General features: G+C 39.2%; 28 protein-coding genes and 1 pseudogene. 1 reads left to right on the forward strand and 28 read right to left on the reverse strand.

What is annotated here, in order from left to right:
- Positions 1 to 359 precede the first annotated feature (359 nt).
- The 26 genes from RYO55_RS05945 to ylxM all read right to left on the reverse strand — a co-directional run bounded on the left by RYO55_RS05945 (position 360) and on the right by ylxM (position 21,807).
- Positions 360 to 1,535, reverse strand: coding sequence for an MFS transporter (locus tag RYO55_RS05945; RefSeq protein WP_314984653.1), 1,176 nt, complete (start codon positions 1,533 to 1,535; stop codon positions 360 to 362).
- 239 nt (positions 1,536 to 1,774) lie between these two features.
- The gene (secF, locus tag RYO55_RS05950; protein ID WP_314984615.1) at positions 1,775 to 2,668 is read right to left on the reverse strand and encodes a protein translocase subunit SecF; all 894 of its coding nucleotides are present in this window, start codon (positions 2,666 to 2,668) and stop codon (positions 1,775 to 1,777) included.
- Positions 2,665 to 3,939 (reverse strand): protein translocase subunit SecD, encoded by a 1,275-nt coding sequence (gene secD, locus RYO55_RS05955; protein ID WP_314984616.1) that lies wholly within the window; start codon positions 3,937 to 3,939, stop codon positions 2,665 to 2,667. Before secD ends, secF begins: the two co-directional genes overlap by 4 nt.
- A gap of 18 nt (positions 3,940 to 3,957) precedes the next feature.
- Positions 3,958 to 4,524, reverse strand: coding sequence for a 5-formyltetrahydrofolate cyclo-ligase (locus RYO55_RS05960; protein WP_314984618.1), 567 nt, complete (start codon positions 4,522 to 4,524; stop codon positions 3,958 to 3,960).
- Complete coding sequence (yajC, locus tag RYO55_RS05965) at positions 4,524 to 4,814, reverse strand: preprotein translocase subunit YajC (RefSeq protein WP_105087073.1); 291 nt, start codon at positions 4,812 to 4,814, stop codon at positions 4,524 to 4,526. Before yajC ends, RYO55_RS05960 begins: the two co-directional genes overlap by 1 nt.
- Before the next feature lie 77 nt (positions 4,815 to 4,891).
- On the reverse strand, positions 4,892 to 6,007 hold the full coding sequence (tgt, locus tag RYO55_RS05970; RefSeq protein ID WP_221741844.1) for a tRNA guanosine(34) transglycosylase Tgt: 1,116 nt from the start codon (positions 6,005 to 6,007) through the stop codon (positions 4,892 to 4,894).
- An 8-nt stretch (positions 6,008 to 6,015) separates the two neighbouring features.
- Entirely contained in the window at positions 6,016 to 7,041 is a 1,026-nt protein-coding gene (gene queA / locus RYO55_RS05975) for a tRNA preQ1(34) S-adenosylmethionine ribosyltransferase-isomerase QueA (RefSeq protein WP_314984621.1), read from the reverse strand.
- Positions 7,042 to 7,052: 11 nt separating this feature from the next.
- Positions 7,053 to 8,843, reverse strand: coding sequence for a SpoIID/LytB domain-containing protein (locus tag RYO55_RS05980; protein WP_314984623.1), 1,791 nt, complete (start codon positions 8,841 to 8,843; stop codon positions 7,053 to 7,055).
- Between the two features lie 2 nt (positions 8,844 to 8,845).
- On the reverse strand, positions 8,846 to 9,850 hold the full coding sequence (gene ruvB, locus RYO55_RS05985; protein ID WP_038125893.1) for a Holliday junction branch migration DNA helicase RuvB: 1,005 nt from the start codon (positions 9,848 to 9,850) through the stop codon (positions 8,846 to 8,848).
- A 2-nt stretch (positions 9,851 to 9,852) separates the two neighbouring features.
- On the reverse strand, positions 9,853 to 10,461 hold the full coding sequence (gene ruvA / locus RYO55_RS05990) for a Holliday junction branch migration protein RuvA (protein ID WP_314984626.1): 609 nt from the start codon (positions 10,459 to 10,461) through the stop codon (positions 9,853 to 9,855).
- Positions 10,461 to 10,955, reverse strand: coding sequence for a crossover junction endodeoxyribonuclease RuvC (gene ruvC / locus RYO55_RS05995; RefSeq protein ID WP_221741836.1), 495 nt, complete (start codon positions 10,953 to 10,955; stop codon positions 10,461 to 10,463). The genes ruvA and ruvC overlap by 1 nt, the downstream gene beginning before the upstream one ends.
- A gap of 204 nt (positions 10,956 to 11,159) precedes the next feature.
- Positions 11,160 to 11,894: a YebC/PmpR family DNA-binding transcriptional regulator gene (locus tag RYO55_RS06000; RefSeq protein ID WP_221741834.1), complete on the reverse strand. Its 735-nt coding sequence runs from the start codon at positions 11,892 to 11,894 to the stop codon at positions 11,160 to 11,162.
- Positions 11,895 to 11,903: 9 nt separating this feature from the next.
- Positions 11,904 to 12,476, reverse strand: coding sequence for an RNA methyltransferase (locus RYO55_RS06005; RefSeq protein ID WP_005377916.1), 573 nt, complete (start codon positions 12,474 to 12,476; stop codon positions 11,904 to 11,906).
- 57 nt (positions 12,477 to 12,533) lie between these two features.
- On the reverse strand, positions 12,534 to 13,094 hold the full coding sequence (locus RYO55_RS06010; protein WP_295816467.1) for a hypothetical protein: 561 nt from the start codon (positions 13,092 to 13,094) through the stop codon (positions 12,534 to 12,536).
- Positions 13,095 to 13,105: 11 nt separating this feature from the next.
- The gene (locus RYO55_RS06015; RefSeq protein WP_302498785.1) at positions 13,106 to 13,537 is read right to left on the reverse strand and encodes a DUF350 domain-containing protein; all 432 of its coding nucleotides are present in this window, start codon (positions 13,535 to 13,537) and stop codon (positions 13,106 to 13,108) included.
- A gap of 10 nt (positions 13,538 to 13,547) precedes the next feature.
- Positions 13,548 to 14,618 carry a hypothetical protein gene (locus tag RYO55_RS06020; protein ID WP_119206523.1) on the reverse strand — a complete coding sequence of 357 codons (1,071 nt, stop codon included), beginning with the start codon at positions 14,616 to 14,618 and terminating at the stop codon, positions 13,548 to 13,550.
- A gap of 101 nt (positions 14,619 to 14,719) precedes the next feature.
- A complete protein-coding gene (locus RYO55_RS06025; protein ID WP_302498788.1) occupies positions 14,720 to 16,027 on the reverse strand; it encodes a glutathionylspermidine synthase family protein in 1,308 nt (435 codons plus the stop codon).
- A 14-nt stretch (positions 16,028 to 16,041) separates the two neighbouring features.
- On the reverse strand, positions 16,042 to 16,614 hold the full coding sequence (locus RYO55_RS06030) for a hypothetical protein (RefSeq protein ID WP_302498789.1): 573 nt from the start codon (positions 16,612 to 16,614) through the stop codon (positions 16,042 to 16,044).
- A 44-nt stretch (positions 16,615 to 16,658) separates the two neighbouring features.
- Positions 16,659 to 17,705, reverse strand: coding sequence for a DUF4178 domain-containing protein (locus RYO55_RS06035; protein WP_314984632.1), 1,047 nt, complete (start codon positions 17,703 to 17,705; stop codon positions 16,659 to 16,661).
- A complete protein-coding gene (gene trmD / locus RYO55_RS06040; RefSeq protein WP_302498791.1) occupies positions 17,702 to 18,517 on the reverse strand; it encodes a tRNA (guanosine(37)-N1)-methyltransferase TrmD in 816 nt (271 codons plus the stop codon). Before trmD ends, RYO55_RS06035 begins: the two co-directional genes overlap by 4 nt.
- A 120-nt stretch (positions 18,518 to 18,637) precedes the next feature.
- Positions 18,638 to 19,135 carry a ribosome maturation factor RimM gene (gene rimM / locus RYO55_RS06045; RefSeq protein ID WP_012864102.1) on the reverse strand — a complete coding sequence of 166 codons (498 nt, stop codon included), beginning with the start codon at positions 19,133 to 19,135 and terminating at the stop codon, positions 18,638 to 18,640.
- Positions 19,135 to 19,542 (reverse strand): YlqD family protein, encoded by a 408-nt coding sequence (locus RYO55_RS06050; RefSeq protein WP_004695569.1) that lies wholly within the window; start codon positions 19,540 to 19,542, stop codon positions 19,135 to 19,137. Before RYO55_RS06050 ends, rimM begins: the two co-directional genes overlap by 1 nt.
- 14 nt (positions 19,543 to 19,556) lie before the next feature.
- Positions 19,557 to 19,784, reverse strand: coding sequence for a KH domain-containing protein (locus RYO55_RS06055; RefSeq protein WP_004695567.1), 228 nt, complete (start codon positions 19,782 to 19,784; stop codon positions 19,557 to 19,559).
- 21 nt (positions 19,785 to 19,805) lie between these two features.
- Complete coding sequence (rpsP, locus tag RYO55_RS06060) at positions 19,806 to 20,069, reverse strand: 30S ribosomal protein S16 (protein ID WP_004695565.1); 264 nt, start codon at positions 20,067 to 20,069, stop codon at positions 19,806 to 19,808.
- Positions 20,070 to 20,129: 60 nt separating this feature from the next.
- Positions 20,130 to 21,482: a signal recognition particle protein gene (gene ffh, locus RYO55_RS06065; RefSeq protein ID WP_024060991.1), complete on the reverse strand. Its 1,353-nt coding sequence runs from the start codon at positions 21,480 to 21,482 to the stop codon at positions 20,130 to 20,132.
- Positions 21,472 to 21,807 carry a YlxM family DNA-binding protein gene (gene ylxM / locus RYO55_RS06070; RefSeq protein WP_004695559.1) on the reverse strand — a complete coding sequence of 112 codons (336 nt, stop codon included), beginning with the start codon at positions 21,805 to 21,807 and terminating at the stop codon, positions 21,472 to 21,474. The genes ffh and ylxM overlap by 11 nt, the downstream gene beginning before the upstream one ends.
- A 314-nt stretch (positions 21,808 to 22,121) precedes the next feature.
- Here ylxM and RYO55_RS06075 point away from each other — a divergent pair, with 314 nt between their 5' ends.
- Entirely contained in the window at positions 22,122 to 23,447 is a 1,326-nt protein-coding gene (locus RYO55_RS06075; RefSeq protein ID WP_314984635.1) for an FAD-containing oxidoreductase, read from the forward strand.
- 127 nt (positions 23,448 to 23,574) lie between these two features.
- Here RYO55_RS06075 and RYO55_RS06080 read toward each other — a convergent pair.
- Together RYO55_RS06080 and RYO55_RS06085 are read right to left on the reverse strand one after the other, a co-directional pair.
- Positions 23,575 to 23,880 (reverse strand): annotated as a pseudogene (locus RYO55_RS06080) (VOC family protein); the annotation flags it as partial.
- 161 nt (positions 23,881 to 24,041) lie between these two features.
- On the reverse strand, positions 24,042 to 24,569 hold the full coding sequence (locus RYO55_RS06085) for an ECF transporter S component (RefSeq protein ID WP_314984654.1): 528 nt from the start codon (positions 24,567 to 24,569) through the stop codon (positions 24,042 to 24,044).
- Positions 24,570 to 24,690: the final 121 nt, after the last annotated feature.

Raw genomic sequence — 24,690 nt, forward strand, 5'->3', positions numbered from 1 at the left:
GTTCAATCATTTCGATTGATTACCTATCATTGTTCAGTTTTCAAAGATCTGTGCCAGTCTACACATTCTTTCGTCGAAGTGTTTCATCAACTGGCGACTTGATTATTCTATCAAGTTAAGCTCATTACGTCAAGTGCTTTTTTTAACTTTTAAGAAGTTTTTTATACTTATCATTTGAGCTGTGTCCTAATGACTTGTATTAGTATAGCATAAATATAATAAACGTCAATATATAAAATTGCTACCTTATCATTTTCATCTTACTTTCATCATTTTTTTAACATTCTATATATAATATCTCATTAAAATCCATTTTAACTTGTTAAATACTTCTTTACCCAATTTTTACCTTAAAATATCTATAGTTCTAAAGGAGTATATCTTTTTACCCATATATGATACAAAGCAAGTGCTATCACCATAACCAATGCAGTGAACATATATAAATATTGATAGCCCCACGCACTAGCTAATACTGCAAGTATAACCGATCCAGCACCGACACTTATATCTAAGGCTAGAAAATAAGTTGCTGTTGATACACCCGCACGCTCAATAGGAGCTGATTGTATAGCTAACGCTTGGAATGCAGGTTGTGCTGCACCATAGCCTAACCCCAACAATGGAGCGGTGAATAGAATAGCTAATGGTGTTATAGCTAATCCCAATGCAAATAAGCCTAATATAAATAATCCTAATCCTGTATAGATAATAATTTTTGAACCATATCGAGCATATATTTTTCCTACTATAGGCCGACTAATAATAATCATCAACGCAAAAATAGCAAAGAAAGCACTTCCCCATATTCCTGCCCCCATGCTATTAAGTTCTATAGGTATAAAAACTAAAACACCAGAGTAAGTAAAACCGATAAATAAGCCCATTAAAGCCCAAGGTAAACTTTTATTTTCTATAAACTGGGAAATATGCCAACCTTTATATTTTGATTGTTTAGGTAATGTTAACTCCTTTGATAGGGGAATAATATTACTTAAGACCATGGCCAATCCAGTCATAACCGTTAAAAATATATACAATGCCATACTACCGTATAACGATAAAGCATATAGACCGATAGCAGGTCCTAAAACCATTGCTATATTTGAAAAGATAGCAAACATATTAACCCCCTCACCTTTTCGATTAGGAGGCAATACTAATACTGCTAAAGTAGCCATCACAGTTGTTCCAAGGGCAAACACAACACCATGTAACCCACGTAGTACAAAAACAGCCTCTAAGGAGGTAGTAAAATTAAATAATCCCATAATAATGAAAAACAAGGCTGTTGATATTAATAGAACAATACGCTTATTAAAACCATCTATTAATCGTCCTGCAAAAATCCTACATAAAATTGTACCAATTTGAAAATATGTCATTGCTAAGCCCGCATCAAGATCGCTGCCACTCAGTTCAGACGTGATTACAATTGGCAATGCCGCTACGAGAACATATTGAGTCATATATAAAATACCACTACTAATACCATAATTAGTAAAAGCAGGGCTCCATAATCTATTTGAATCCATATTTGAATCCATATTTGTATCTCCTTTTATATCGTGTCACCTAGCCATTTTACGCCTCTATCTTATCGAATTCAAGAACAAGCCTCTTTAAATTTTGTATAGTTAAAAATGAATATTATCTGTAATATACCTATACCGTTTTACATAATAAAAGATGGCAAAATAAAAGAACCTCTCAGAAATAAATCAAGAGAGGTTCTTGTACTTTAATCATTAACACAATAATAATTTATAACTTATTATTGATTACGTACGTCATTTTTATTGCGGCTCTTCCACATAACCCACAAGGATGTAGCTACACAGATAGAGGAGTACGCACCGCTAGCAAAGCCAATAATCATACAAAGAGCAAAGTTCTTTGTAGTATCTCCACCAAATAAATAAAGGGATACACAGGCAAACATAACTGTTGCCAATGTATAGAAACTACGATGAATACTTTGTGTAATAGATGCATTCGCAAGATCTGCAAATGTATCAGAACGTTTGTGAGTATGCGTATTTTCTCGAACACGGTCAAAGATTACTACGGATTCATTCATAGAGTACCCTACAACCGTAAGAATGGCAGCTAAGAAGGATGCATCAATTTCTAGTTGGAAATAAGAGAAAACACCAAGAACCATAATCAAGTCATGGAAAATGGCAACTAAAGCAGAAATGGCAACCTTATATTCAAAACGATAAGAAATATATAGAGCTAATGCTGCGAATGCTATAACAAGATTTAATAACGCATGTTCTGTAACTTCAGAGCCAATTACAGCACCTACAGTTTCAATACGTTTAACTGTATTGTTACCAATAAATTTAGTCAAAGAATCAACAACAGCTGCACTTTCACTAGACTCAAGATTACGTGTACGAATCATTACGTCTTCGCCAGCTGTATCACCAGTAGTATCACCGGAAAGCTGAATTTGTGCATTTTCAAGATTATATTCTTTTAGAACGTCACGAACTTGACTAACCTCTACAGGTTGATCAAATACAACTTCAACAATAGTACCACCAGTATAATCAATACCAAAGTTAAACCCTTTAGTAAATATGGAAATTAAGCTGATAATAACGAGTGTGGAGGAAATAGCAAACCACCAACGATGATGTTTAATTACGTCTAATGTCATTTGCGTTTACCTCCTTTCAAAGATTTAGGTGCAAATGCGTCAGCACTTGTGCTTGGAGAAATATTCGCACCAAACCAGAATGGATGGTTTGTAAAGTTACAATCGATTAATAAGCGCAATAAGAAATGACTCACAGTAATCGCTGTGAACATACTTACCACAACACCTACACCTAAGCTGATAGCAAAGCCTTTTACAGGACCAGATCCTAAAATAGTTAAGATACCAGCTGTAATGATAACGGATACGTTTGCATCAGTAATTGTGGATAACGCACGGCTAAAACCTGCTTCCATAGCAACCCGCATAGATTTACCGGAAAATACCTCTTCCTTGAAACGTTCAAAGATTAGAATATTCGCATCTACTGCAACACCCATGGATAAGATAATACCAGCAATACCTGGCAATGTCATAGTCGCATTAAAGCCCTTGCCCAACACGAGTAATAAGAGCATAACATATACAAGTAACGCTATATTAGCTACGATGCCAGAAAAACGATATAAAATAACCAAGAAAATCATGATCATTGCAATACCGGCACTGAAGGCTATAACAGATTTATCCTTGGAGTCTTGCCCCAAAGAAGGACCTACTGTACGCACTTCCAATACATTAATTTTAACAGGCAATGCACCGGAACGTAATAAAATAGCCAAGTCTTTAGCTTCTTCTAAACTTTGACTACCAGAGATAGTGGCTTTACCACCTGTAATTGCTTGTTGTACTACAGGATTAGTCAATTCTTTACCATCCAATGTAATGGCAATACGACGACCAATATTTTTAGATGTTAAATCAGCAAATTTCTTAGCCCCTTCATCGCTTAATTCAATAGCAACGAGTGGTTGTTTATTTTGACCTAACTCTTCTTTCGCATCTTTTAAATCATCACCAGTCATAACGGTTTGACCTTGGTCGTTTTTAAATTCCAAGACCGCTGTTTTACCGATACGTTTAATCGCTTCGTCAGGATCTTTTACACCTGGCAATTCAATGATAATACGACGAGCCCCTTCACGTTGTACCAATGGTTCAGACAAACCCATTTCATTAATACGGCGCTCTAAGATTTGCTTTGCCCGTTCTACTGCATCATTGTCAGCTGTACCAGTCGCAGAATCTTCTGCTTCCAATACAATATGCGTACCACCTTGTAAATCAAGGCCTTGTTTCAAAGAACCTGCTAAAGGTTGAATACAATACGCAAAGGTACCAATGATGACAGCAATGACTACTAAAAACTTGATAATAGCTTTACCGTTCAAAATAGTTGCTCCCTTCTGCTATACACAATGTATAACGCCTTGCTCTGTCACGATTTTACTCATCCGTTGGTCTAACTCATCCATCGGGATTAGTGTATCCCATAATTGTACCGCCCAACATACGCCCATAAATGTACTTGGTAAAAGTTCCTTGAGAAATCGATCATAATACCCATTCCCCATCCCCATACGACCACCTTGACGGTCAAAGCCAGCACCAGGCACTAAAATCAAATCCAAGTCATGTGGATCAATAATATCATATGGCTCAGAGGGAATGCGTATATTTAACACACCCCGAGTAATAGATTCTAGAGACTTAAGACGAACTGCAATCATAGTCGTCTTATCGGTACATACTGGAACGTATACGGATTTACCATGTTCTAAAGCATGACGAATCACATCGTCTAAATCGGCCTCTTTGGGCATCGCCAAATAGGCCATAATATTTTTTGCCGATGTATACTCAGGACTATTGACGATTTGATTCGTCAACATCGACGTCCACTGCCTACAATCAGCAATGGATAAAGCAGCGCGCTGAGACTTACACGCCTGGCGCACTGCTTCCTTTGTATTCATTATTTTTCTTCCTTGTTTTTCTTAGACAGTACGTTAGCAACTGCTGTACGAGCAAATGTTAATTCAACTTTTTCAGATACCTGTACTTTGACTTTTTCGTCATCAAGTTCAACAATTTCGCCGTAAATACCACCAATAGTAACAATTTTTTGGCCTTTTTTTAAGCTACCTAACAAGTTAGCGCGCTCTTTTTGTTGTTTCTTTTGTGGACGCCACAATAAAAAGTAAAAAATCACTACCATTAACAAAATAGGCCAGCTAGTTTGCAAGATTTGTTGAATATCTCCCATGTTATCCTCCTAGATTAATAAATATGTATTTCTTTTCTAGTATAGCCACCTAATATAAATTTGACTAGACTTAATTACTATTTTTTAAAGCTATCCCAGAATTGCATTCTAAATTGTGGGAACCGATCTTCTAGAATAGATTGTCTCATTTGACGCATAAACTCTAACAAGAAGTAGAGATTATGATACGTTACAAGACGTAACGCCAAAATTTCTTCCGCCTTATACAAATGACGAATATAAGCGCGAGAATAGTTTTTGCATGTATAACATTGGCACCCTTCTTCTAATGGCCCCCAATCACGAGAAAACTGAGCATTTCGAATATTAAGACGACCATTCCAGGTCATGGCCATCCCATTTCTAGCAACACGAGTTGGATATACACAATCAAACATATCAACTCCACGTGCAACACCTTCTACAAGACAGTCCGCAGTACCAACCCCCATTAAATAGCGAGCTTTATTTATCGGTAATAATGGGGTTGTATATTCAAGGATTTCATTCATTAAATCATGAGGTTCCCCTACGGATAAACCACCGACACTATACCCTTCAAAGTCCATAGCTACAAGCTCTTCCGCACTTTGTTTGCGTAAATCTTTGTACATACCACCTTGAACAATACCAAACATACCTTGGCGGTCATGAGCCTTACGAGCCTCTTGGCAACGATGAGCCCAACGTGTGGTACGCGCTGTAGAACGCTTCGCATAATCATGATCGGCAGGATACGGAATACATTCGTCAAAAGCCATCGCAATATCAGAACCTAATTGTTCTTGTACCTTTGTAGCCACTTCAGGAGATAGAAACTGTTTTGATCCATCAATGTGGGATCTAAATGTAACACCATCCTCAGTAATTTTGCGCATATCGCCTAAACTAAATACTTGGAATCCACCACTATCAGTAAGAATCGCTTGATCCCAATTCATAAATTTATGTAGGCCCCCAGCCTCTTCTATAAGCTCCGGCCCTGGGCGAAGAAATAAATGATAGGTATTACTCAAAATAACTTGAGAACCCATAGCCTTTAGTTCTTCTGGTGTCATAGTTTTAACTGTCGCTTGCGTGCCTACAGGCATAAACATCGGTGTTTGAAAGGTACCATGTGGCGTATGCAATAAACCTGCCCGTGCCCCCGTATGAGGACATGTCTTTTGTAATTCATAAGTAATACTCGGCATAGTCCCTCCTAACGTATAAACATAGCATCGCCGAAGCTAAAGAAACGATAACGTTCTTTAACAGCTTCTTCGTAGGCCGCCAAACAGTGTTCACGACCAGCTAGTGCACTAATCAACATTAACAATGTAGATTGAGGCAAGTGAAAATTCGTTACCAATGCATCAATCATCTTAAATTTATAGCCAGGATAGATAAAAATTTGAGTCCAACCACTCATACCTTGTAATACACCATCATCATTCGTAGCAGACTCGAGTGTACGTACAGATGTAGTACCTACCGCAATAATACGGCGTCCGTTTCTCTTAGCTGCATTAATACGGTCAGCGGTTTCTTGAGATACAACGAAGAACTCACTATGCATCTCATGATCTTCAATAGTCTCTGCCGACACAGGTCTAAAGGTACCTAATCCAACGTGCAAGGTTACAAACTCAAGCTCTACACCTTTAGCTTTAATCTTTTCTAAGAGGTCAGGTGTAAAGTGAAGTCCTGCAGTTGGTGCCGCAGCAGAGCCTTTCTCCTTAGCATATACCGTTTGATAACGATCTTTATCTTCTAGTTTTTCATGAATATATGGAGGTAATGGCATTTCACCAATCTCTTGAATGATATCATCAAATACACCATTGCAAGTGAACTCAATGATACGACCTCCAAATTCAGTCTTATCAATCACAATCCCTCTCAAGCGGTCATCAAACTCAATAACTTGACCAACAGGGCACTTTTTACCAGGTTTAACAAGGCATTCCCAACGGTTTTTACCACATGGTGTGAGTAGTAGTACCTCTACTTTACCACCAGAGCCTTGCCGATGACCATATAATCTCGCAGGGATAACCTTCGTATTATTAAATACGAGTACATCACCTTCGTGAAGTTCTTCAAGCAAATCGTAAAAATGCTCTTTATGACTAACTTTACCACTTACCTTATCCAAGGTTAAAAGCCGTGCTGTATCACGAGGCTCTATGGGATGTTGAGCAATCAGTTCCTCTGGCAATTCATAATCAAAATCTGTAACTTTCATCGTTATCCTTATTAATACATTTTCTTCAATGTAATGCCACTATAGTAGTGACGCAAAATAGTTTGGTAATAATTTGTATCTCCAGGGTTAGCACGCTTTGCCATTTCTGCAGCGCCCCATTGAGACATACCAAGACCATGTCCCCAACCGTGGCCTTTAATATAGACAGTATCATTCTTTCCAGTAAAGCTATGATAGGCCTTACCCGTACCTTTAGCAGGATTATGATTTACGTAGAAATCAAATAGTGTAGATTTTAAACCTAAAATACTACGCAATGCATCACCGTCTACAGTAGTTTTTCCAGAGGTGCCTATGAAAGTTGCACTCTTGATGCGACCAGATACACCGCGGTCAGATGTTTGTTGCCCTGGTTTACCAAGAGGGGTCAACTGAATGCTCTTCAATTTACCTACCCCTTTGCTTGCCGCATTAAGCTTACTTTCAAGAGCTTGACGAGAGGTAGTAACAGTCCAATTCGATGTAGATGTACCAGTACTAAAGTCTTTTACCCCTTTCAAGTATGGCACATCACTTCCCCAAACATTTACACTATCCTCTGTATAGCCACCGCCATCAGAATGGAATAAGGCATTAATAGGGCGTTGATCATAAAGCATAACTACGCCTTTAGTTTTATTTACCGCATTTGTGGTAGCTTGAGATTCACCACTCACACCACTGTATACTTGATGATCCGTGGAATTACTCACATCGTAGAATTTACCTTTATTTTGTTCCATCGTATGAAGAGCATAAGTACGAGCTGCTACAGCTTGTGCCTCTAATGCAGCAGCCGGCCAAGACGGTACTACCTCTTGTGGGACAACACCATACAGGTAATCCTCAAGGGGCACAGAATTAATGACCATCATGGTTCCATTATTGGCACGTAATGTTAAACCGCCACGATAACCTTTACCTTCGAACAAGAATGGTGCATCGCTATTCGCAGGCTTCAATGTAACCACACTATCAATAGCCTTTCCATTTACAGCAATCTTGCCGGCGCGAACGCCAATAGATGTACCACGATTAGCACTGATTGTGCTAACTTGACCATTACCGCTGTTCAATACAACCATGTTGGCTGTAGATGTAACAGTAGCATCGGAGCTACGACTACCTAGTAGAACACGTACATTTGGCATGTTTTCTTTGCGTTCTGTGGCAGGCGTCACTACGGAGCCCACTTTGTTGCGAGTAATAACTGCTGTATTGGCTTGAATGCTATTCGCATCCGTTGTTTTTACTACCTTTTTAGTAGCAGTTTTTTCAGTAGCTCTTTTTTGTGCTACAGGCTTATCACCAGTAACTGCAGGTTTAGTAGCTGGCTTTGCAGCAGCAGAAGCCGCAGGTTTTGTAGCCGTTGTAGCTTTACCTGTAGTAGCTGATTTCGTAGCTGTTGCATTAGTACTAGATTTCGCAGTACTAGTTGATTTTGTTGCACTAACTGGTTTAGCCGTCGTTACCGACTTTGTAGCTGTAGCAGGCTTTGCTACATTAACCGGTTTTGCACTAGGTTTAACCACCGTAGATGTAGCAGTTGACTTAGAAACCGTTTTAGTTGTTGCGACCGGCTTTGCAACTGGTTTAGTAGCAAGTGGACGAAAACTAGATTTCTTCGTCGTATTTACTTTCGATACAGTTGTATTAGATACTGTTGATTTTGGCGTTGGCTTTTTCGTTACCACTGCACTTTTATTTTGCAGCGTCGCTCCATGTGCTACAGAAGCACCACCAATGTTTACACCTAAAAATAAAGTGGCCATTATCATCAATTGTAATCGTTTCGTTTTCATTGTTATTTCCCTGTCTGTGAAATACCTAAATGCTCATAGGCCAATTTAGTAGCCACCCTCCCACGCGGTGTGCGTCCTAAAAATCCTAATTGCATCAAATATGGTTCATACACATCTTCGATGGTATCTCTCTCTTCGCTGATGGCCGCCGCAATGGTATCAATCCCTACAGGACCGCCATCATATTTTTCAATAATACATTCCAACACACGTCGATCGATTCGATCAAGTCCCATTTTGTCTACATATAAACGTTGTAATGCTTCATCTGCAATTTCTTGAGTGATAACCCCATCACCAATGACTTGTGCAAAATCGCGTACCCGTTTAAGCAGACGGTTTGCGATACGCGGTGTTCCTCGTGAACGACGTGCAATTTCGCTTGCCCCAGTCGACACAATACCAATATTAAGTATTTCTGCGGCTCGAGTCACAATAAATTCTAGCTCTGGTTGTTTATAATATTCCAACCGATTAATAATACCAAATCGGTCCCGTAACGGTGCCGCCAAAGCACCCGCTCGAGTAGTGGCACCTACCAAAGTAAATTTTGGCAAGTCAATGCGTACAGTTCGAGCACTTGGTCCCTTACCGATGATAATATCAATAGCATAGTCCTCCATGGCAGAGTACAACACTTCCTCTACGCTACGGGACAAGCGATGAATCTCATCGATAAATAATACATCATGATCATCTAAATTTGTTAAAATCGCAGCCAAATCACCAGACTTTTCAATAGCAGGACCAGAAGTTATGCGAAAATTAACACCCAATTCATTCGCAATAATCCCTGCTAATGTAGTCTTACCAAGACCTGGAGGCCCATAGAGCAAAACGTGATCCAATGCTTCACCACGTTGCTTTGCAGCCTGAATATACACATTTAGATTGCCTTTAGCCTCTTCTTGCCCTACATACTCATTAAAGAACTTAGGTCGAAGGCTATATTGCCATATATCCTCTTCGTGCTCGCCATTGCCGACAAGGCGTACTTCTTCATTCATCCTTATCGTCCTTTCCCAAGCTCAATCAAGCTGACTTTAATCAACTCAGATACATCGCGCTTACCATCATCTAAAGACTCAACAATATCAGCCACATCTCGCTCGGAGTATCCTAATGATACGAGAGCTTCAATAGCCTCCCCTGCGGCACCACTAGCAATGACGCCAATAGGCTGAATAGCCGCAGGTGATTCTGCAGAAATATGTGTCATCTTAGCAATCTTATCCTTCAGTTCTAAAACAAGTCGCTCTGCAGACTTCTTACCAATGCCAGGTAACTTAGTTAATTGTTGCACCTGTCCATTGATAACTGCTAATTTGAAAGCCTCTGGCGTCATACCAGACAAGATGCCAAGCCCCACCTTGGGACCGATGCCGGAAACAGAAATAAGAAGTATAAACAACTCATATTCCTCTTCCGTCCAAAAGCCGTAGAGTTGCATCGCATCTTCTCGTACATTAAGATACGTGAATAGCGTCACCTCACGACCTTCTATCAATTGTTGACGCGTAGTGGTCGGCACATATACGCGATACCCTACGCCATGTACATCTACATAACAAGACTCTTTAAAGAGATGTGTTACGATGCCCCGTACATACCCTATCATTATACCAACCTCTTCAATCTATCATTGTGAGAACTATGAGCCGTACAGATAGCAACTGCCAATGCATCTGCTGTATCATCGGGCTTGATTTTCTCACGAATCCCCAAAATATTCATCGTCATATAAATGACCTGATTCTTATCAGCCTTGCCATAACCAGTGACCGCTTGCTTGATTTGTAGCGGCGTATATTCATAGAGTGGAATACGCTGTTGCTCGGCGGCCAATAAGATGACCCCTCGTGCTTGTCCAACCTTAATGGCTGTCGTTACATTGCGGTTAAAGAATAATTCCTCTACTCCAAACTTATCTGGCTTGTATTCCTCTAAAAGATCGCTAAGATCATTAAATAGAATTTCCAATCGCTGTGAATCAGTTAATTCCTTAGGAGTTGTAATAGCCCCATAGGCTACTGGTGTTAGTTTGCTGCCCTTCACGTCAATAATGCCGTATCCGCATATAGCCGTGCCTGGGTCAATTCCTATAATGCGCACCCCAACCCCCTTAGTTTAAAAATGAGATAAGCTATCGCCTACCTCCATTACATAATCTATATTATTATAGCACAATATCACATCGAAATTCATGAATTCCCGTATAATTAATATAAGAAATCTATTACTTTTCTTAACTTTTACATATCTTTCTAATTTAATTCATCAATAGAAAAGGAGCACCCATAGAGTGCCCCTGTTTATTTATTCTTCATCGTCTGGCAAAATACCGTTGTGATATACGTTTTGTACATCATCAAGATCATCCAATACGTCAAGCATTTTCTGCATTTTTACAGCATCATCACCAGCTAACTCAATCGTTGTATCTGGAACCATTGTAATTTTAGCTACTACAGTTTCGATACCCGCATCAGCAAGCGCTGCTTCTACAGCATCAAAATCCTCTGGTGTTGTATAAATTTCAAACACATCATCTTCAGACTTAAGATCTTCTGCACCAGCTTCGAGAGCGAGCATTGTCACTTCGTCTTCATCATGACCCTCTTTATCGATAACGAATACACCTTTAGATTTAAACATCCAGCCTACACAACCGCTTTCACCAAGGTTGCCACCTTGTTTAGAGAAGGCATGACGCACATCAGCAGCCGCGCGATTACGATTATCCGTCATAACCTCTACAGTAACGGCAACACCGGCAGGACCATAACCTTCATATACGATTTCTTCATATGCGTTCATATCGGTAGCGCCAACGCCCTTGTCGATAGCACGTTGAATATTATCCTTAGGAATATTGTTTTCACGAGCTTTTTGTAAAGCCAATTTCAAACGCATATTACCAGTTGGATCTGCACCACCCATGCGTGCTGCAACGGTAATTTCACGACCGATTTTTGTAGCCAATTTAGCTTTTAATGCATCGGTTTTACCTTTTTTATGTTTAATATTTGCCCATTTAGAATGTCCTGACATAGACGCCTCCTATTTATTCCACCATGCTTCGCCCCGCAGCCGATCTAAGATGATTGATACGGCACTACGCACGGATAAATGATTGTATTCACCATGGCCATATATAGGTTCTAAAATATAGTCAAAGCTTTCCATCGTTTCTTTTGTCATACCATAACCGGTACCAAATAATACTAACACAGGGCGCCCCTCATTTTCAAGATGTTCGCGCATCCGTGCATAGGAAATTGTATTATCATAAGTTCTAGCATCGGTAGTTGCTACGATAGGTTTTACCCCTTCCAATTCCTCGATAGTACGCACCGCAACAGCGATAGAATTAACGAGTTCAACGCCTGTGAAAGCATCTTTTCTGTCCGGATTATAGGTACTACCAAAGCCTGACTTCCAATGTTCCATAATGGTAGCTGCTAATTCTCGTTGAGCCGGTATATTATGAATCACAAAATATTTAGATACATCATAGGTGATAGATGCGCGTGCAATATCGTGAATATCATAATTGGTAATGGCCGTCGTTATCACATCTTTATGCTTATTCATAATCGGATAATGAACGAGCCCAATATATAAATTTGCCAATGCTAAATCTCCTGATTTCTAAACAACTGCCATCAACATATAGTGTCATCGCATCCATTATGAAGCACTAGACCGTGCACCAGCACTGCCAAAGCCAGACTTTTGCCCTATAGATGATGCTTTCTTACTTCTATTATTCTCATAACTACGAAAGCTTCTTCCACCTCCATAGCCATGTATAGTTGATCCTGATGACGTATATTCATTAGGTTGTTCATACGGTTTTAATGGCGATACCGTGCGATACGTCATAGTTCGTCCATCCATACGTGCCGTAGGAGGATTAAACCCATGAAACATATAATACCCAGCTGCAATAGTTGGTAACAAACTTGCCAAACCAGCATCCCACACTAAGTTTCCACCATTATCACGGTGAAAGGTAACTGAACGATTATCGTCATACAAGGCTGTTTCTTTTCCATCGCCATGGTTTAAAAGAGAATACCGATTTCCTTGACTATCCTTTAATCGAACCTCCCCCTCATTTGCCTCTGGATAAACCTTGTCGCACACAGCATAGGAGATATCATTCCAGTAGGAATATACACCTACAAGACCAGCAACTGCGGCGAAAGCACCTGTAAGGTATATGGTTTTCTTACTTGGCTTATACATAAAACGCTCCCTTAGTGCACAGCACCGCTAATAACAAGAGCAAGACCAACGAAAATGCCAAATACAAGAATACCAGCCGCTGTATTACCACGCATAATTTCTTCGGATAATTTATATTTACGATGCCAAATATTGATAAACATATAGCCTATCACAAATAATATAATACCAAGCACAGCATATATAACACTGGCTACGATACCATGTAACAAGGACGTATCAGCCGTAGTCACGGCTGGTGACATGATAACAGCGCGCAAAATTTCACCGATACCGATAAATGATCCCGCTGAAAGCCACGCCACAGCACAGTTACCGCGCTTAATTTCTTCACTAAATTTTCCAGGCACGAAGAAATCGATAACCGTGTTCGCTGTCAACATCAGCATAATGCCAAAACAAGCATAAAAAATTGTCAATAATACATCTGGTATATAAATCATAATAAGCCTCCTAATAATATAATTTTGTATTGGATGTGTTGTTAGAGTTGCTGGTAGGATACAATCGTTCGCGTCCCGTATTATCCCCTAGTCGAACCATGGTCGCATAGTTATCGAGTATATGAGAGCTGATTAATGTACGATCAATAATTTTCCAATCCTCTTGTGTTAATTTTGATTGTTCACATACCTTAACCCTAGTTTGTCCATCCGTATTAGTGATGAGATACACCAAGTCCCCAGAATAAAATACAATAACTTCATGTCCCTCTTCTAAGTTATCCCGCTCATTCTTAATATCACCATTCACAGAATCAATCAAGTCTAATGCGGTACTAACAGGATCTAGTGTAGACGTGTATACATAGTCGCTATCCGAATCTGTTTTTGTATAATATGCAGATGTGTCATGCATATGTTCTTTTGCCGTGTAAGGCACTCCAAACATAGCGCGTATACTATGCCAAGACAAATCATTGTCCGACCAAAATAGAAATAGTAAAAATAGTACACCATACCCCACACCAACAGCAATAGATCCAAACCTCTTTTTCATTGATTTGTTACGCATCTTTTGCTTAATAGCTTGAGCGGCTGCATCATTACAAAGACGAATGTTCACCAAGGGTACTCGTGATCCTTCGGCAAACATTTTTTTACCTTCAAACCACTCTTCTTCAAAGAATACACTAGCACCACCTTCACAAGGTAGCTGATATTCTCTATATCCTGCGCGGTCCCCTACGGAGGCACCACTTTCACCATCCACATCGACAACCTTTTCTAAGCCGATTTGATGTAATGTAAAATCTTTCCCCGGCCGTGTATGAAAGGATGTTCTAGATACGGTACACCATTCATTATCATTGTACTCAATGGTTAACCATATTTTATCGATTCCCTCAACAGCCTCTAGTCCATATTCATGCCAATAATCACCTGGTGATTTTGTCATAGACGGCTGGCCCCTATAGGATTGTTCCTTATCTGCTTTTGGAATAATCTCTATGTATTTAATTTTCTCAGTGATTACATAGCGGCTGCCATGAACCTCTAAGACATCATAACAATTAAACTCCATACGCACCCTCGCTAAAATAGACATAACCACAACTGCTGCGAAGTAAACCTATTATCATTCGTTTAACATACTATATAGCCACAAATTCCATAGTATTTCACTTACTCTATTAGTAATGGTACAAAGTATGCTTCTGTACCAGCTATCTCTTCCGGAGAAAAACGGCATCCTACCGCAGAAGCTTGATCACCAAGCATAAAACAGGATAAGGTTAAAAATCCATCTTTCACTCCACAATCAACTGTATGAGTAAAACGTTTCTGCTGTATAAAGTCTTGATACATAACCTTTTTACTATCGCGACAAACAATATCGTCATAGTTATCAACTAACTTTTCCATGTAAAGCTCAGATATATCACCACGCTTTTGAACAACTTGTACATGTCGTCCTTCACGGCCCCAAATCTCCTTTTGAATATAAAGGCCATCATCAAGAAAGGAAAAATCATTTTCAAAATAGGATGGTGCCAAATAACGCTCGATGATATCTCGATCTGGTTTCGTAAAAAATTGTTCTGTTAAATACAATGCATATACTAAGGACATAAATGATTTGTTTTGTAAAATAATTGCCTCTGGCGGATTAAAAAGAGCAAATCTATTCTCCTCGTAAAGATCTAAAAACATCTCACCCAAAGGTTCATTATCTGGTGTTTGTTCATCAATCAAAAGTTCCATGGGATGCAATCGATATAATAGAGTCGCATGACTACCATCTTCTAAAGGAATGCCCTCATCATCAATCTTCATATCATAAAAGGATATGAAGCGCGTGTCTGCCTCAGGACAGGCTGTTTTTAATTCCTTCATAAGGAATTGTGTTGTACCGTAGTCTTCAAAATAATCATGAAAACAAGAGAATACAAAGGGATTCTTAGGTAGGCTCTCTCTATTTGCCCGCATAGATTCATATTGGTTTCTACCATACTTAGCAGATAAAACAGCATCATACATGCGCTTTAAAAATGTATGTAATTCTTTGCGGCATTCTATATTAGGATGTTTTCGTCCTACATAATTAGCTGCAACTTCATTGGCATAATAGCTTTCAATAAGAAAACATGGCGTATCTGCATTAAGTTCTACCATCCGCAAATTGCCATTTACATCGAGAACAAAATCAAAGCGTGATAACCACGTCGGTAACCCTAAGGCATTCGACTTATGTAAATAAGGAATTAAATTGTCTGGCATATCCATGTTTCGTGCAAAATCATCTGGGGCCATTTGAAATACTTTCGCAGCTTTACAAAATATTTGAAATAATCTACGTGAAGCATGACGAATTTCATCGTAAAAGTCGGATGAAAAGGCCTGCATAGACAATGACGGATACCGATCATCATACCCTTCATATTCCACGAAATTAAATATATTTCTATCAAGCTCATCAATATAGGATTTCATTGTTCACCCTTTCATTAAGAGGCACCGCTCGAAGTTCGAGCCCCTACACTACCAAAGCCATACTTTTCACCAATTCTATGTGCCCGACTACTCGTTTTAGTATTGTAACGATTTCTAGTCATCTCATTAATAGTCCTAGCCACTCTTGCACTATTAGATTTGCTAGTGCCTATATTTGCATCAAAAGATGTAAGTGGCGATGTAGCACGATAGGTCATACTGGGTGCATCCATATATGCCGTTGGAGCTGAAAAGCCATGGAACGCATAGTAACCTACCGCCAAAGTTGGAATCAAACTGGCTAAGCCTGCATCCCATATAATATTGCCTTTCTCATCACGATGAAAGGTAACAGATTTTTCTGCATCATCATAGAGCGCAGTTTCTTTTCCATCACCGTGATTAATCAAGGTATAGCTTTTACCTTCATCATCAACGAGCCGTACTTCACCATTATTTAATTCTGGTTTGACCACATCACATAGAGCATAGCTAACATCGTCCCAATACGAATAAGCGCCTACTAGAGCTGCTATAGATGTAAAGGCTATGGCTATGTAAACAGTATTCTTACTTGGTTCATACATATAATATTCCTTCGTTTGATTTCGCAACTGAAATCAATACTATATCAATCTTTTATTATATTTGATAACGTCTTACGACCCTGCTTATTCTTTAACTCCACCATATACGCATATCGTAACAATATTTCACTGTCATTTCTAATAGTCGCTATACGCCTATCCTCCGAATCTGACAAGTTTTTTAATTGCCCCACTTCAACATACGTAGTGCCATTAACCACACTAATAACAGATACATCTTTAGTCGTATAAATGACAATCCACTGCTCAGGGGACTTAGTATCTTGTTTAATGGTATAAACCTTGCCATACACAGCATCGATAAGATCGATAGCCGTTGCATTTGGATCTTGCTTTGACGTATATACCATCAAACCGTCTTTTGTACCTTGCGGTTCATAATAATAGGAATCTTTAATGCGCTCTTCCATGGTATATGGGAATCCTACTTCATCACGCAATTCATGCCAAGACATATCTCCTATAAACAAGTATCCAAAAAAGAATAAAATGATTCCCCAACTCAGACCCAATCGTGTCCATTCTTTTCTCCTCGCTGCATTACGAATCTTTTTACTCACTGCTTGAGCAGCCTGATCTCGCCGTCGATGTACATCAGACAAACGAATCCGCTCACCTTGAGCCTGATCCGTCAAACCACCATGCCAGTCCTCAATAAAGAATACATAGGTTTTATCCTTTTTAATTGATCTATATTCTTTATAATCTGCTTCGTCGCCACTTCTAGCCTTCGATTGCCCCTCCACAGCTACGACACGTTCTATACCTTTATCATGTAGTCTATATCCTGCAGGAGGGGTTGAACGTAAAACTGTTTCAGAAAAAGTGCAATATTCTTTTTCACCGTTTACAATGGTAAGCCATTTTTTATCCGTCCCATTAACGGGCATAAGACCATATTCGGTCCAAGACTGAGCTCCTTTGGAAACACCTAGTTCTTTTTTATAATTTTCATCATTAAGATCATAACGTATTGTTTTATCAACGATAAACTCTTGATAAGAAATGACCTCCCCGACTACATATCGTTTTCCCAGAATCTCTACAACATCATAACACTTAAATTTCATAGCCTAGACTCTTCTGCAACAATTTCTTTTAACAGTTTAACTTCCTCTTTTGTTAATGGTCGTTCTAATAAGTCAGGCCGTAATAATCGTGTTCTTTTTAGTGCTTCCTTTTGACGCCATGTGGCAATATTTTTATGATGACCACTACGCAATACATCTGGAACAGTCCAACCTCTAAATTCTGGTGGTTTTGTATATTGTGGGCATTCTAAAAGTGACTCATAAAAAGAATCCTCTTGTGCCCCACTAGCCGCACCTAATACACCAGGTATCATGCGAGCCACTGCATCAGTAACTACCATAGCTGGCAACTCACCACCGGTCAATACATAATCACCAATAGAAATCGTTTCATCTACAAGATGTTTCTCTACGCGATAATCTACACCTTCATAATGACCACAAATAAGGACCACTTGATCATAGCTAGCCAATTCACGAGCCTTCTCCTGTGTGAAAGGCTGTCCTGTAGGTCCCATAAAGATAATACGACGTCGTATACTTTCATTAGGATTACCAATAAGACTCATTTCATCACACATCTCATCTGTGGTATAAGTATCATTAATATCACTATCATATTGAGCAATAACGGATTCTACAGCTTCAAAAATAGGAGGTGCCATCATGAGCATACCAGCCCCACCACCATATGGTGTATCATCTACTTGACCATGCTTATTATGGCTAAAATCTCGAGGATTCGTTACATCTACAGATAGACGTTTTGCCTCGATAGCTCGTTTTATGATGGAATGATTAAAAAACGCATCAAAAAACTCTGGAAATAAAGATACAATATCAATACGCATATACCGTCCCCTGTACTTATTAACTCACATTAACTCATTAGTATTATCTATATATAGCTATATTATATAACTTTTACGATAATATACCTATATGTAGATAAAACAAAACCGCCCAAATGATTATATCCATTCAGGCGGATCTACGATCATCAATTTATTTTTCACATTGATGTCTTTAACGACCTCTTCAATGGCTGCAAATAATTGATCTGGTTCCCCATCTTTGGAGACCACATAGACATCATTAGCACCTGGTTGTAATACATCAGTAACTGTGCCAAGCACGTTACCCATAGTATCTTGTACCTCAAGACCAATGATATCAAAAATATAGTAACGACCTTCTGGCAATTCCACTAAATCTTCACGACGAACTTGAATTGCTTTCTTAGTGAATAGTTCAGCCGTATTGCGATTAGGAATTTCCTTAAAAGATGCTAAAACAAATTGTTTGTGAAATCGTGCGGATGCAACGTGGTATTCTTTACCATCGATGTAACAGGCATCCATATGCATAAACCGTTCTGGAAAATCGGTTTGTGGCATAATACGAAGATCACCCCGCACACCGTGCGGGGCGATGATAACACCTATTGTGATGAAATCGTTATGCTTCATTATTGACGAAACGCAACGATCTTACCGTCTTCTAATAGGATTTCAGCGCCCATCAAGGCATCCAAATTATCTCCGATTTTAACGGTAACTGTTTGCTCTAATGTACCTTGAGGAATTTCAGTTCCTAAAGACAACTCCTTAGCATCCTTCAATTTAGCTGTTACTTCTTCTTTGAAAGCCAAGCGTTTATTTTTTTCTTCGTCGATTTGTTGACGAATAGCAGTAAGACTTGTAGCATCAACTTTAGCTGCATCAGCTAAAATACGTTGGGCTTGAAACTCAATTGCTTCCAAATCTTTATTTACCATATCAAGGCGAGTTTCAAGATCGGATACAATTTTCGCTTTCAAGTCGTCTGTTACTTTTGCTTTTACTGCTACAGGGACACGTAATGTCATTTCTTCCATTGGAATACTCCCTTTTAGACAATATCAACAGATATCTTTTTGTTCTCTTTAATAGCCGCCGCTTTCACCACAGATCGAATCGCTTTTGCAATTCTACCTTGCTTTCCGATGACTTTGCCCATATCCTCTGGGGCTACATGAAGTTCGTAAACTTCAACATTCCCCTTTTGGACCATGGTAACAGAAACGGCATCAGGCTGCTTCACTAATGATTTCGCAATTAATGAAATTAATTCTATCATCACAGTATGCCTCTCTATTAATTACTTTTTAGCGTCTGCAAATTTTTGCATAACGCCTTGTTTTTTGAACAAGGAGCGAACAGTGTCAGTAGGCTGAGCACCTTTAGCTAACCAAGCCAAAGCTTTTTCTTCGTCTACATTAACGATAGCTGGTTGTTTAGTAGCATCATATTGACCAATTGTGTCAACAGGACGACCTTCACGTGGAGCACGTGCGTCAGCAACTACAATACGGTAGAAAGGAGCTTTTTTAGCACCTAAACGAGTCAAACGAATTTTTAACATTGTGAAATTCACCTCCTTATACTGATGTAAATGGACAAGTTCAGCGCCCCTGCCCATGTATTACATAAACGGTAATTTAGGCATTCCAGGGAAGCCGCCCTTACCGCCACGTAAACCTTGCATGCGCTTCATCATCTTCCGCGCTTCTTCAAATTGTTTCAACAAGCGATTTACATCTTGAACCTGTGTACCAGAACCTAATGCAATACGCTTGCGACGAGAACCATTAAGAATACTTGGATTTTCTCGCTCTGCCGCCGTCATGGATGTAATGATAGCCTCAATACGACGCACCTCTTTACTATTCAAATCAAGGTCCTTTAATTGATCCTTAATTTGCCCCATGCCTGGCAACATGCCAATAATATTTTGTAATGGCCCTAACTTTCTCACCTGATTCATCTGTTTTAAGAAGTCATCCAAGGTGAAATTGTTTTTTGCCATTTTCTTAGCCATTTCACGAGCTTCTTCTTCATCGATAGCGCCTTGTACATTTTCAATCAATGTTTTAAAGTCGCCCAAGTCGAGAATACGAGAAGCCATGCGGTCTGGATAGAATACATCAAAACCATCCATTTTTTCGCTCACACCAGTGAACTTGATTGGCAAGCCTGTTACGGCTTTGATAGACAGTGCGGCACCACCGCGTGCATCACCATCGAGTTTAGTAAGAATAACACCATCAACGCCTAATTTTTCATTAAAGGTTTGAGCTGTTGTTACCGCATCTTGACCGATCATGGAATCTACAACGAGTAAAATTTCATGAGGGCGAACAGCCGCTTTAATGTTGGACAATTCATCCATAAGGACTTCGTCTATAGCCAAACGACCTGCGGTATCGATGATAACAACATCTTTCAGCATATGTGTGCTTTGCTCTACGGCGCGACGCGCAATATCTACTGGATTCGCACCAGGTGTTTCATCTGCAAATACTGGAATATCAATTTGCTTACCTACTACTTGCAACTGAGTAATCGCAGCTGGGCGATATACGTCGGCAGCTACGAGCATCGGACGCTTACCTTGTTTGCGTAGGTATACAGCTAGTTTACCAGCAGTTGTAGTTTTACCAGCACCTTGCAAACCAACGAGCATAATAATAGTTGGAGGCTTGCTGGAAATCATGATACGACTTTGCGTACCACCTAAGAGAGCTGTTAATTCATCATTTACGATTTTAATAACCGTTTGAGCTGGATTCAAGGAACCGAACACCTCTTCACCAAGGGCCTTTTCCTTAATGGACTTAACAAAGTCCTTTGCTACCATAAAGTTAACGTCCGCTTCTAATAGAGCCGTACGTACCTGACGCAACGCAAGATTGACATCATCTTCTGTAATTTTGCCCTTCCCTTTTAAGGATTGAAAGGCTTCTTGCAGTTTTTCTGACAAGCTATCAAATGCCATAATATCCCTCCATTTGCGCCAATACTTGTTGCACCTTAGTTTCGGCCAACACCTCTTTAGGCAATGTTGCTTTTAACTGTGAAAGCAAGCCTTCCCGTTGTTCATATTGTGCCACCAAGTGCAATTTAGATTCGTAATCATTTAAAATATGTCGGGCACGCTGTAAATTATCGTGTACAGCCTGTCGTGATACGCCTAATTCCTCGGCAATCTCGCCAAGAGACATATCATCTTCGTGGTGAAGTTGTAAGGACATGCGTTGCTTGTCCGTCAATAATGGTCCATAGAAATCTAAGAGCAAACTTATGAGTACTCGTTCTTCCATTTCGCCACCTCCATCACTGTCAAGTCATATTACTTTACATATACTACAGCATATAAAAAGATGTGTCAAGTAGAAATACTTAACACACTTAATTAATTACTGTAGTATAAAAGAAACACAGATATACAAGTGCCCCCTACTTCCTTAAATACACTACAAAGCTATAAGCTAAATTACTACCTTAACATAATCATTCAAAATAAATTTAATTTATAATCAATGATAATTAATTCTAATTTCTACTTTTATATCTATAATAATATGCTATAATATCAATATCTAATATTTTCAATATAAAAGATAGGAGGTATTGTATGAATACCAAACAATATGACATTATCGTCTTAGGTTTTGGCAAGGCTGGTAAAACCTTAGCCGCAAAATTTGGCTCTATGGGCAAATCCGTAGCCATGATTGAAGAAAATCCACTAATGTACGGTGGTACATGTATTAATATCGCATGTATCCCTACTAAGACGATGATCATTGCCGCATCAAAAGGCTTATCATACGATCAAGTATTAAACCAACGCGAGGTTGTTACATCTCGTTTACGCAATAAAAACTTCGGTATGTTAGATACAAATGAACATGTCGATGTCTATACCGGGCATGGTGCATTCATTAGTAATAAAGAAATCGCCGTTACTGCTGGCGAGGATAAGATTATATTATCTGCTGACACTATCGTTATTAACACCGGTGCTGTAGCAATCAAACCTAATATTTCTGGCATCGATACAGCTACAGGTTTCTATAATAGTACTGAGATTCAACAATTACCTACTCAACCAAGTACATTAGGCGTTATCGGTGCTGGTCCTATCGGTCTTGAATTTGCCAGTCTATATGCTAAACTTGGTGCTAAGGTAACCGTATTCAACATCGAATCTAGCATCTTAAAACGCGAAGAACCTATCGTTCAAGAGCTAGCTACTGAGTACTTAACTGAGCAAGGCATTACTATTCTTAATAATGTGACATTAAACTCTGTATCCAATGATGGCGGCAAACCAGTTATCACCGCTAATAATCAAAACTATACTTTTGATGCTGTTCTATACGCTACAGGTCGCAAAGCCAATACAGCTAATATCGGTTTAGAACATACGGATATCGCTACTAACGAACGCGGTGCTATTGTAATTAATGATACTTGTGAAAGCTCCGTCCCTGGTGTATACGCAGTCGGTGATGTAAACGGTGGACCGCAATTCACATATATATCTCTTGATGACTTCCGTATCGTATTTGGCGCACTTACAGGTAACAGCCAGTATACCTTAAAAGATCGTAAAAATATTCCTTATACTACCTTCTTAACACCTCCACTTTCTCGTGTAGGTCTTACAGAAGAAGATGCAATCAACCAAGGATATACGGTTAAAACGAAAGAAATGCTCGTAGCTACCATGCCTAGAGCACATGTAAACGACTATTTAAAAGGCGCCTTTAAAATTGTTGTGGATGCGGATAACGACTTAATCCTGGGAGCTACACTCTATTCCCAAGGCGCAGAAGAATTGATTAACTTAATTAAAATGGCTATGGATAACAACATTCCATATACATATTTCAAAAATCAAATTTTCACACACCCTACCATGGCCGAAAACCTAAATGACCTTTGTAATTTTTAATGTACTAAACAATTGATATACACTAAAAGTAATAAAAGAGCGCACATTAACTAATATAATTATGCTAATGTGCGCTCTTTAACTATCAAAAAAATAAGGTACGATTTATATACCTTAACTTGAAATGCTACAGATTATAATGGCAAAGTTCTACTAAATTCCCATCAGGATCTCTTAAATAAATGCTTTTCATGTCCCCTCGTGCTCCATGACGAGCGACAGGACCAAGTTCTATGGGATATCCTTTTTCCTCTATATCACATTTTACAACGTCTATAGGCTCTTCAACTACAAGGCATATATCTAGACTGCCATACGTAGGTTTTTCTGCGGCAGGGAGAAATTCTGCAGGTTTCGTATGAATATTAAACTTTTGATTGCCAAAAAATATGGCATATCTCCCATCCCGTTCTACTACATCCATTCCAAGAACATCTCCGTAAAAATAAAGACATCACTTCAAGTCTGCAGTTGTGATAACTAGGTGATCTAAATTTAGGACTTTCATAAAAACCTCTGTCTACTATAATGTAACCTATTAATAACACCCCTTATTAAGGCACTTTCATATAGAATCTACAATTGTTCGCTCTATTAATTTTTTGTAAATAGTCTACGTACTACTGTTTGTAATTTCGGCGTTAACACGATCGCCACCACAATACCTGCAGCACTTGTAATCAAGGAGTATTGAATTTTGCTAGCTGCTACGACCGCACTTTCAAGAACAAACCACCAAGCTAAGAAATAGCCAAAGGCAGTCCATATGGCGCCTATAATAAGAGCCACTAAAATCCGACCAAAGGATGCAGTCGGTTTTGTAATGGATGGCGGCAAATAGCCTGCAGTCAAACCACCTACAATAAGGCCTGCAATCCCTTTAATAAAGAAAGAAAACACGATGTATTGTGTATGACCACCAAAGAGATCAAATAAGGCAGAGCCGATTGCTGCGCCTAAACCACCATATAAACCACCAAACAAAATTGATGTCGTAAAGAGTGCTGCCGAACCAAGATGCACCATGGCACCACCAGGCACTTCAATGCGAATTGTTGTTGCTACTGCACACAAAGCGGCAATAAAACCAATATATACTATATCACGAGTCTTTAATTTCATAGCCATGATCCTCTCTTACTTAACAAATAACTATACTCAGTATAGCAGATGATATGTACTATAAAAATACCGAGTTTATAGGAATTAAAATATTTGCAACAGAATGGAACAAGTTAAAAAC

The organism is uncultured Veillonella sp. (assembly GCF_963551295.1).
In the GTDB taxonomy this organism is placed as follows: domain Bacteria; phylum Bacillota; class Negativicutes; order Veillonellales; family Veillonellaceae; genus Veillonella.

Excerpts from the sequence above, each read along its gene's own strand:
- RYO55_RS05945 (WP_314984653.1), bottom strand. The coding sequence starts at position 1,535 with ATGGATTCAAATAGATTATGGAGCCCTGCTTTTACTAATTATGGTATT.
- secF (WP_314984615.1), bottom strand. The coding sequence starts at position 2,668 with ATGACATTAGACGTAATTAAACATCATCGTTGGTGGTTTGCTATTTCC.
- RYO55_RS05960 (WP_314984618.1), bottom strand. The coding sequence starts at position 4,524 with ATGAATACAAAGGAAGCAGTGCGCCAGGCGTGTAAGTCTCAGCGCGCT.
- yajC (WP_105087073.1), bottom strand. The coding sequence starts at position 4,814 with ATGGGAGATATTCAACAAATCTTGCAAACTAGCTGGCCTATTTTGTTA.
- tgt (WP_221741844.1), bottom strand. The coding sequence starts at position 6,007 with ATGCCGAGTATTACTTATGAATTACAAAAGACATGTCCTCATACGGGG.
- queA (WP_314984621.1), bottom strand. The coding sequence starts at position 7,041 with ATGAAAGTTACAGATTTTGATTATGAATTGCCAGAGGAACTGATTGCT.
- RYO55_RS05980 (WP_314984623.1), bottom strand. The coding sequence starts at position 8,843 with ATGAAAACGAAACGATTACAATTGATGATAATGGCCACTTTATTTTTA.
- ruvB (WP_038125893.1), bottom strand. The coding sequence starts at position 9,850 with ATGAATGAAGAAGTACGCCTTGTCGGCAATGGCGAGCACGAAGAGGAT.
- ruvA (WP_314984626.1), bottom strand. The coding sequence starts at position 10,461 with ATGATAGGGTATGTACGGGGCATCGTAACACATCTCTTTAAAGAGTCT.
- RYO55_RS06000 (WP_221741834.1), bottom strand. The coding sequence starts at position 11,894 with ATGTCAGGACATTCTAAATGGGCAAATATTAAACATAAAAAAGGTAAA.
- RYO55_RS06010 (WP_295816467.1), bottom strand. The coding sequence starts at position 13,094 with ATGTATAAGCCAAGTAAGAAAACCATATACCTTACAGGTGCTTTCGCC.
- RYO55_RS06015 (WP_302498785.1), bottom strand. The coding sequence starts at position 13,537 with ATGATTTATATACCAGATGTATTATTGACAATTTTTTATGCTTGTTTT.
- RYO55_RS06020 (WP_119206523.1), bottom strand. The coding sequence starts at position 14,618 with ATGGAGTTTAATTGTTATGATGTCTTAGAGGTTCATGGCAGCCGCTAT.
- RYO55_RS06025 (WP_302498788.1), bottom strand. The coding sequence starts at position 16,027 with ATGAAATCCTATATTGATGAGCTTGATAGAAATATATTTAATTTCGTG.
- RYO55_RS06030 (WP_302498789.1), bottom strand. The coding sequence starts at position 16,614 with ATGTATGAACCAAGTAAGAATACTGTTTACATAGCCATAGCCTTTACA.
- RYO55_RS06035 (WP_314984632.1), bottom strand. The coding sequence starts at position 17,705 with ATGAAATTTAAGTGTTATGATGTTGTAGAGATTCTGGGAAAACGATAT.
- trmD (WP_302498791.1), bottom strand. The coding sequence starts at position 18,517 with ATGCGTATTGATATTGTATCTTTATTTCCAGAGTTTTTTGATGCGTTT.
- rimM (WP_012864102.1), bottom strand. The coding sequence starts at position 19,135 with ATGAAGCATAACGATTTCATCACAATAGGTGTTATCATCGCCCCGCAC.
- RYO55_RS06050 (WP_004695569.1), bottom strand. The coding sequence starts at position 19,542 with ATGGAAGAAATGACATTACGTGTCCCTGTAGCAGTAAAAGCAAAAGTA.
- RYO55_RS06055 (WP_004695567.1), bottom strand. The coding sequence starts at position 19,784 with ATGATAGAATTAATTTCATTAATTGCGAAATCATTAGTGAAGCAGCCT.
- rpsP (WP_004695565.1), bottom strand. The coding sequence starts at position 20,069 with ATGTTAAAAATTCGTTTGACTCGTTTAGGTGCTAAAAAAGCTCCTTTC.
- ffh (WP_024060991.1), bottom strand. The coding sequence starts at position 21,482 with ATGGCATTTGATAGCTTGTCAGAAAAACTGCAAGAAGCCTTTCAATCC.
- ylxM (WP_004695559.1), bottom strand. The coding sequence starts at position 21,807 with ATGGAAGAACGAGTACTCATAAGTTTGCTCTTAGATTTCTATGGACCA.
- RYO55_RS06075 (WP_314984635.1), top strand. The coding sequence starts at position 22,122 with ATGAATACCAAACAATATGACATTATCGTCTTAGGTTTTGGCAAGGCT.
- RYO55_RS06085 (WP_314984654.1), bottom strand. The coding sequence starts at position 24,569 with ATGAAATTAAAGACTCGTGATATAGTATATATTGGTTTTATTGCCGCT.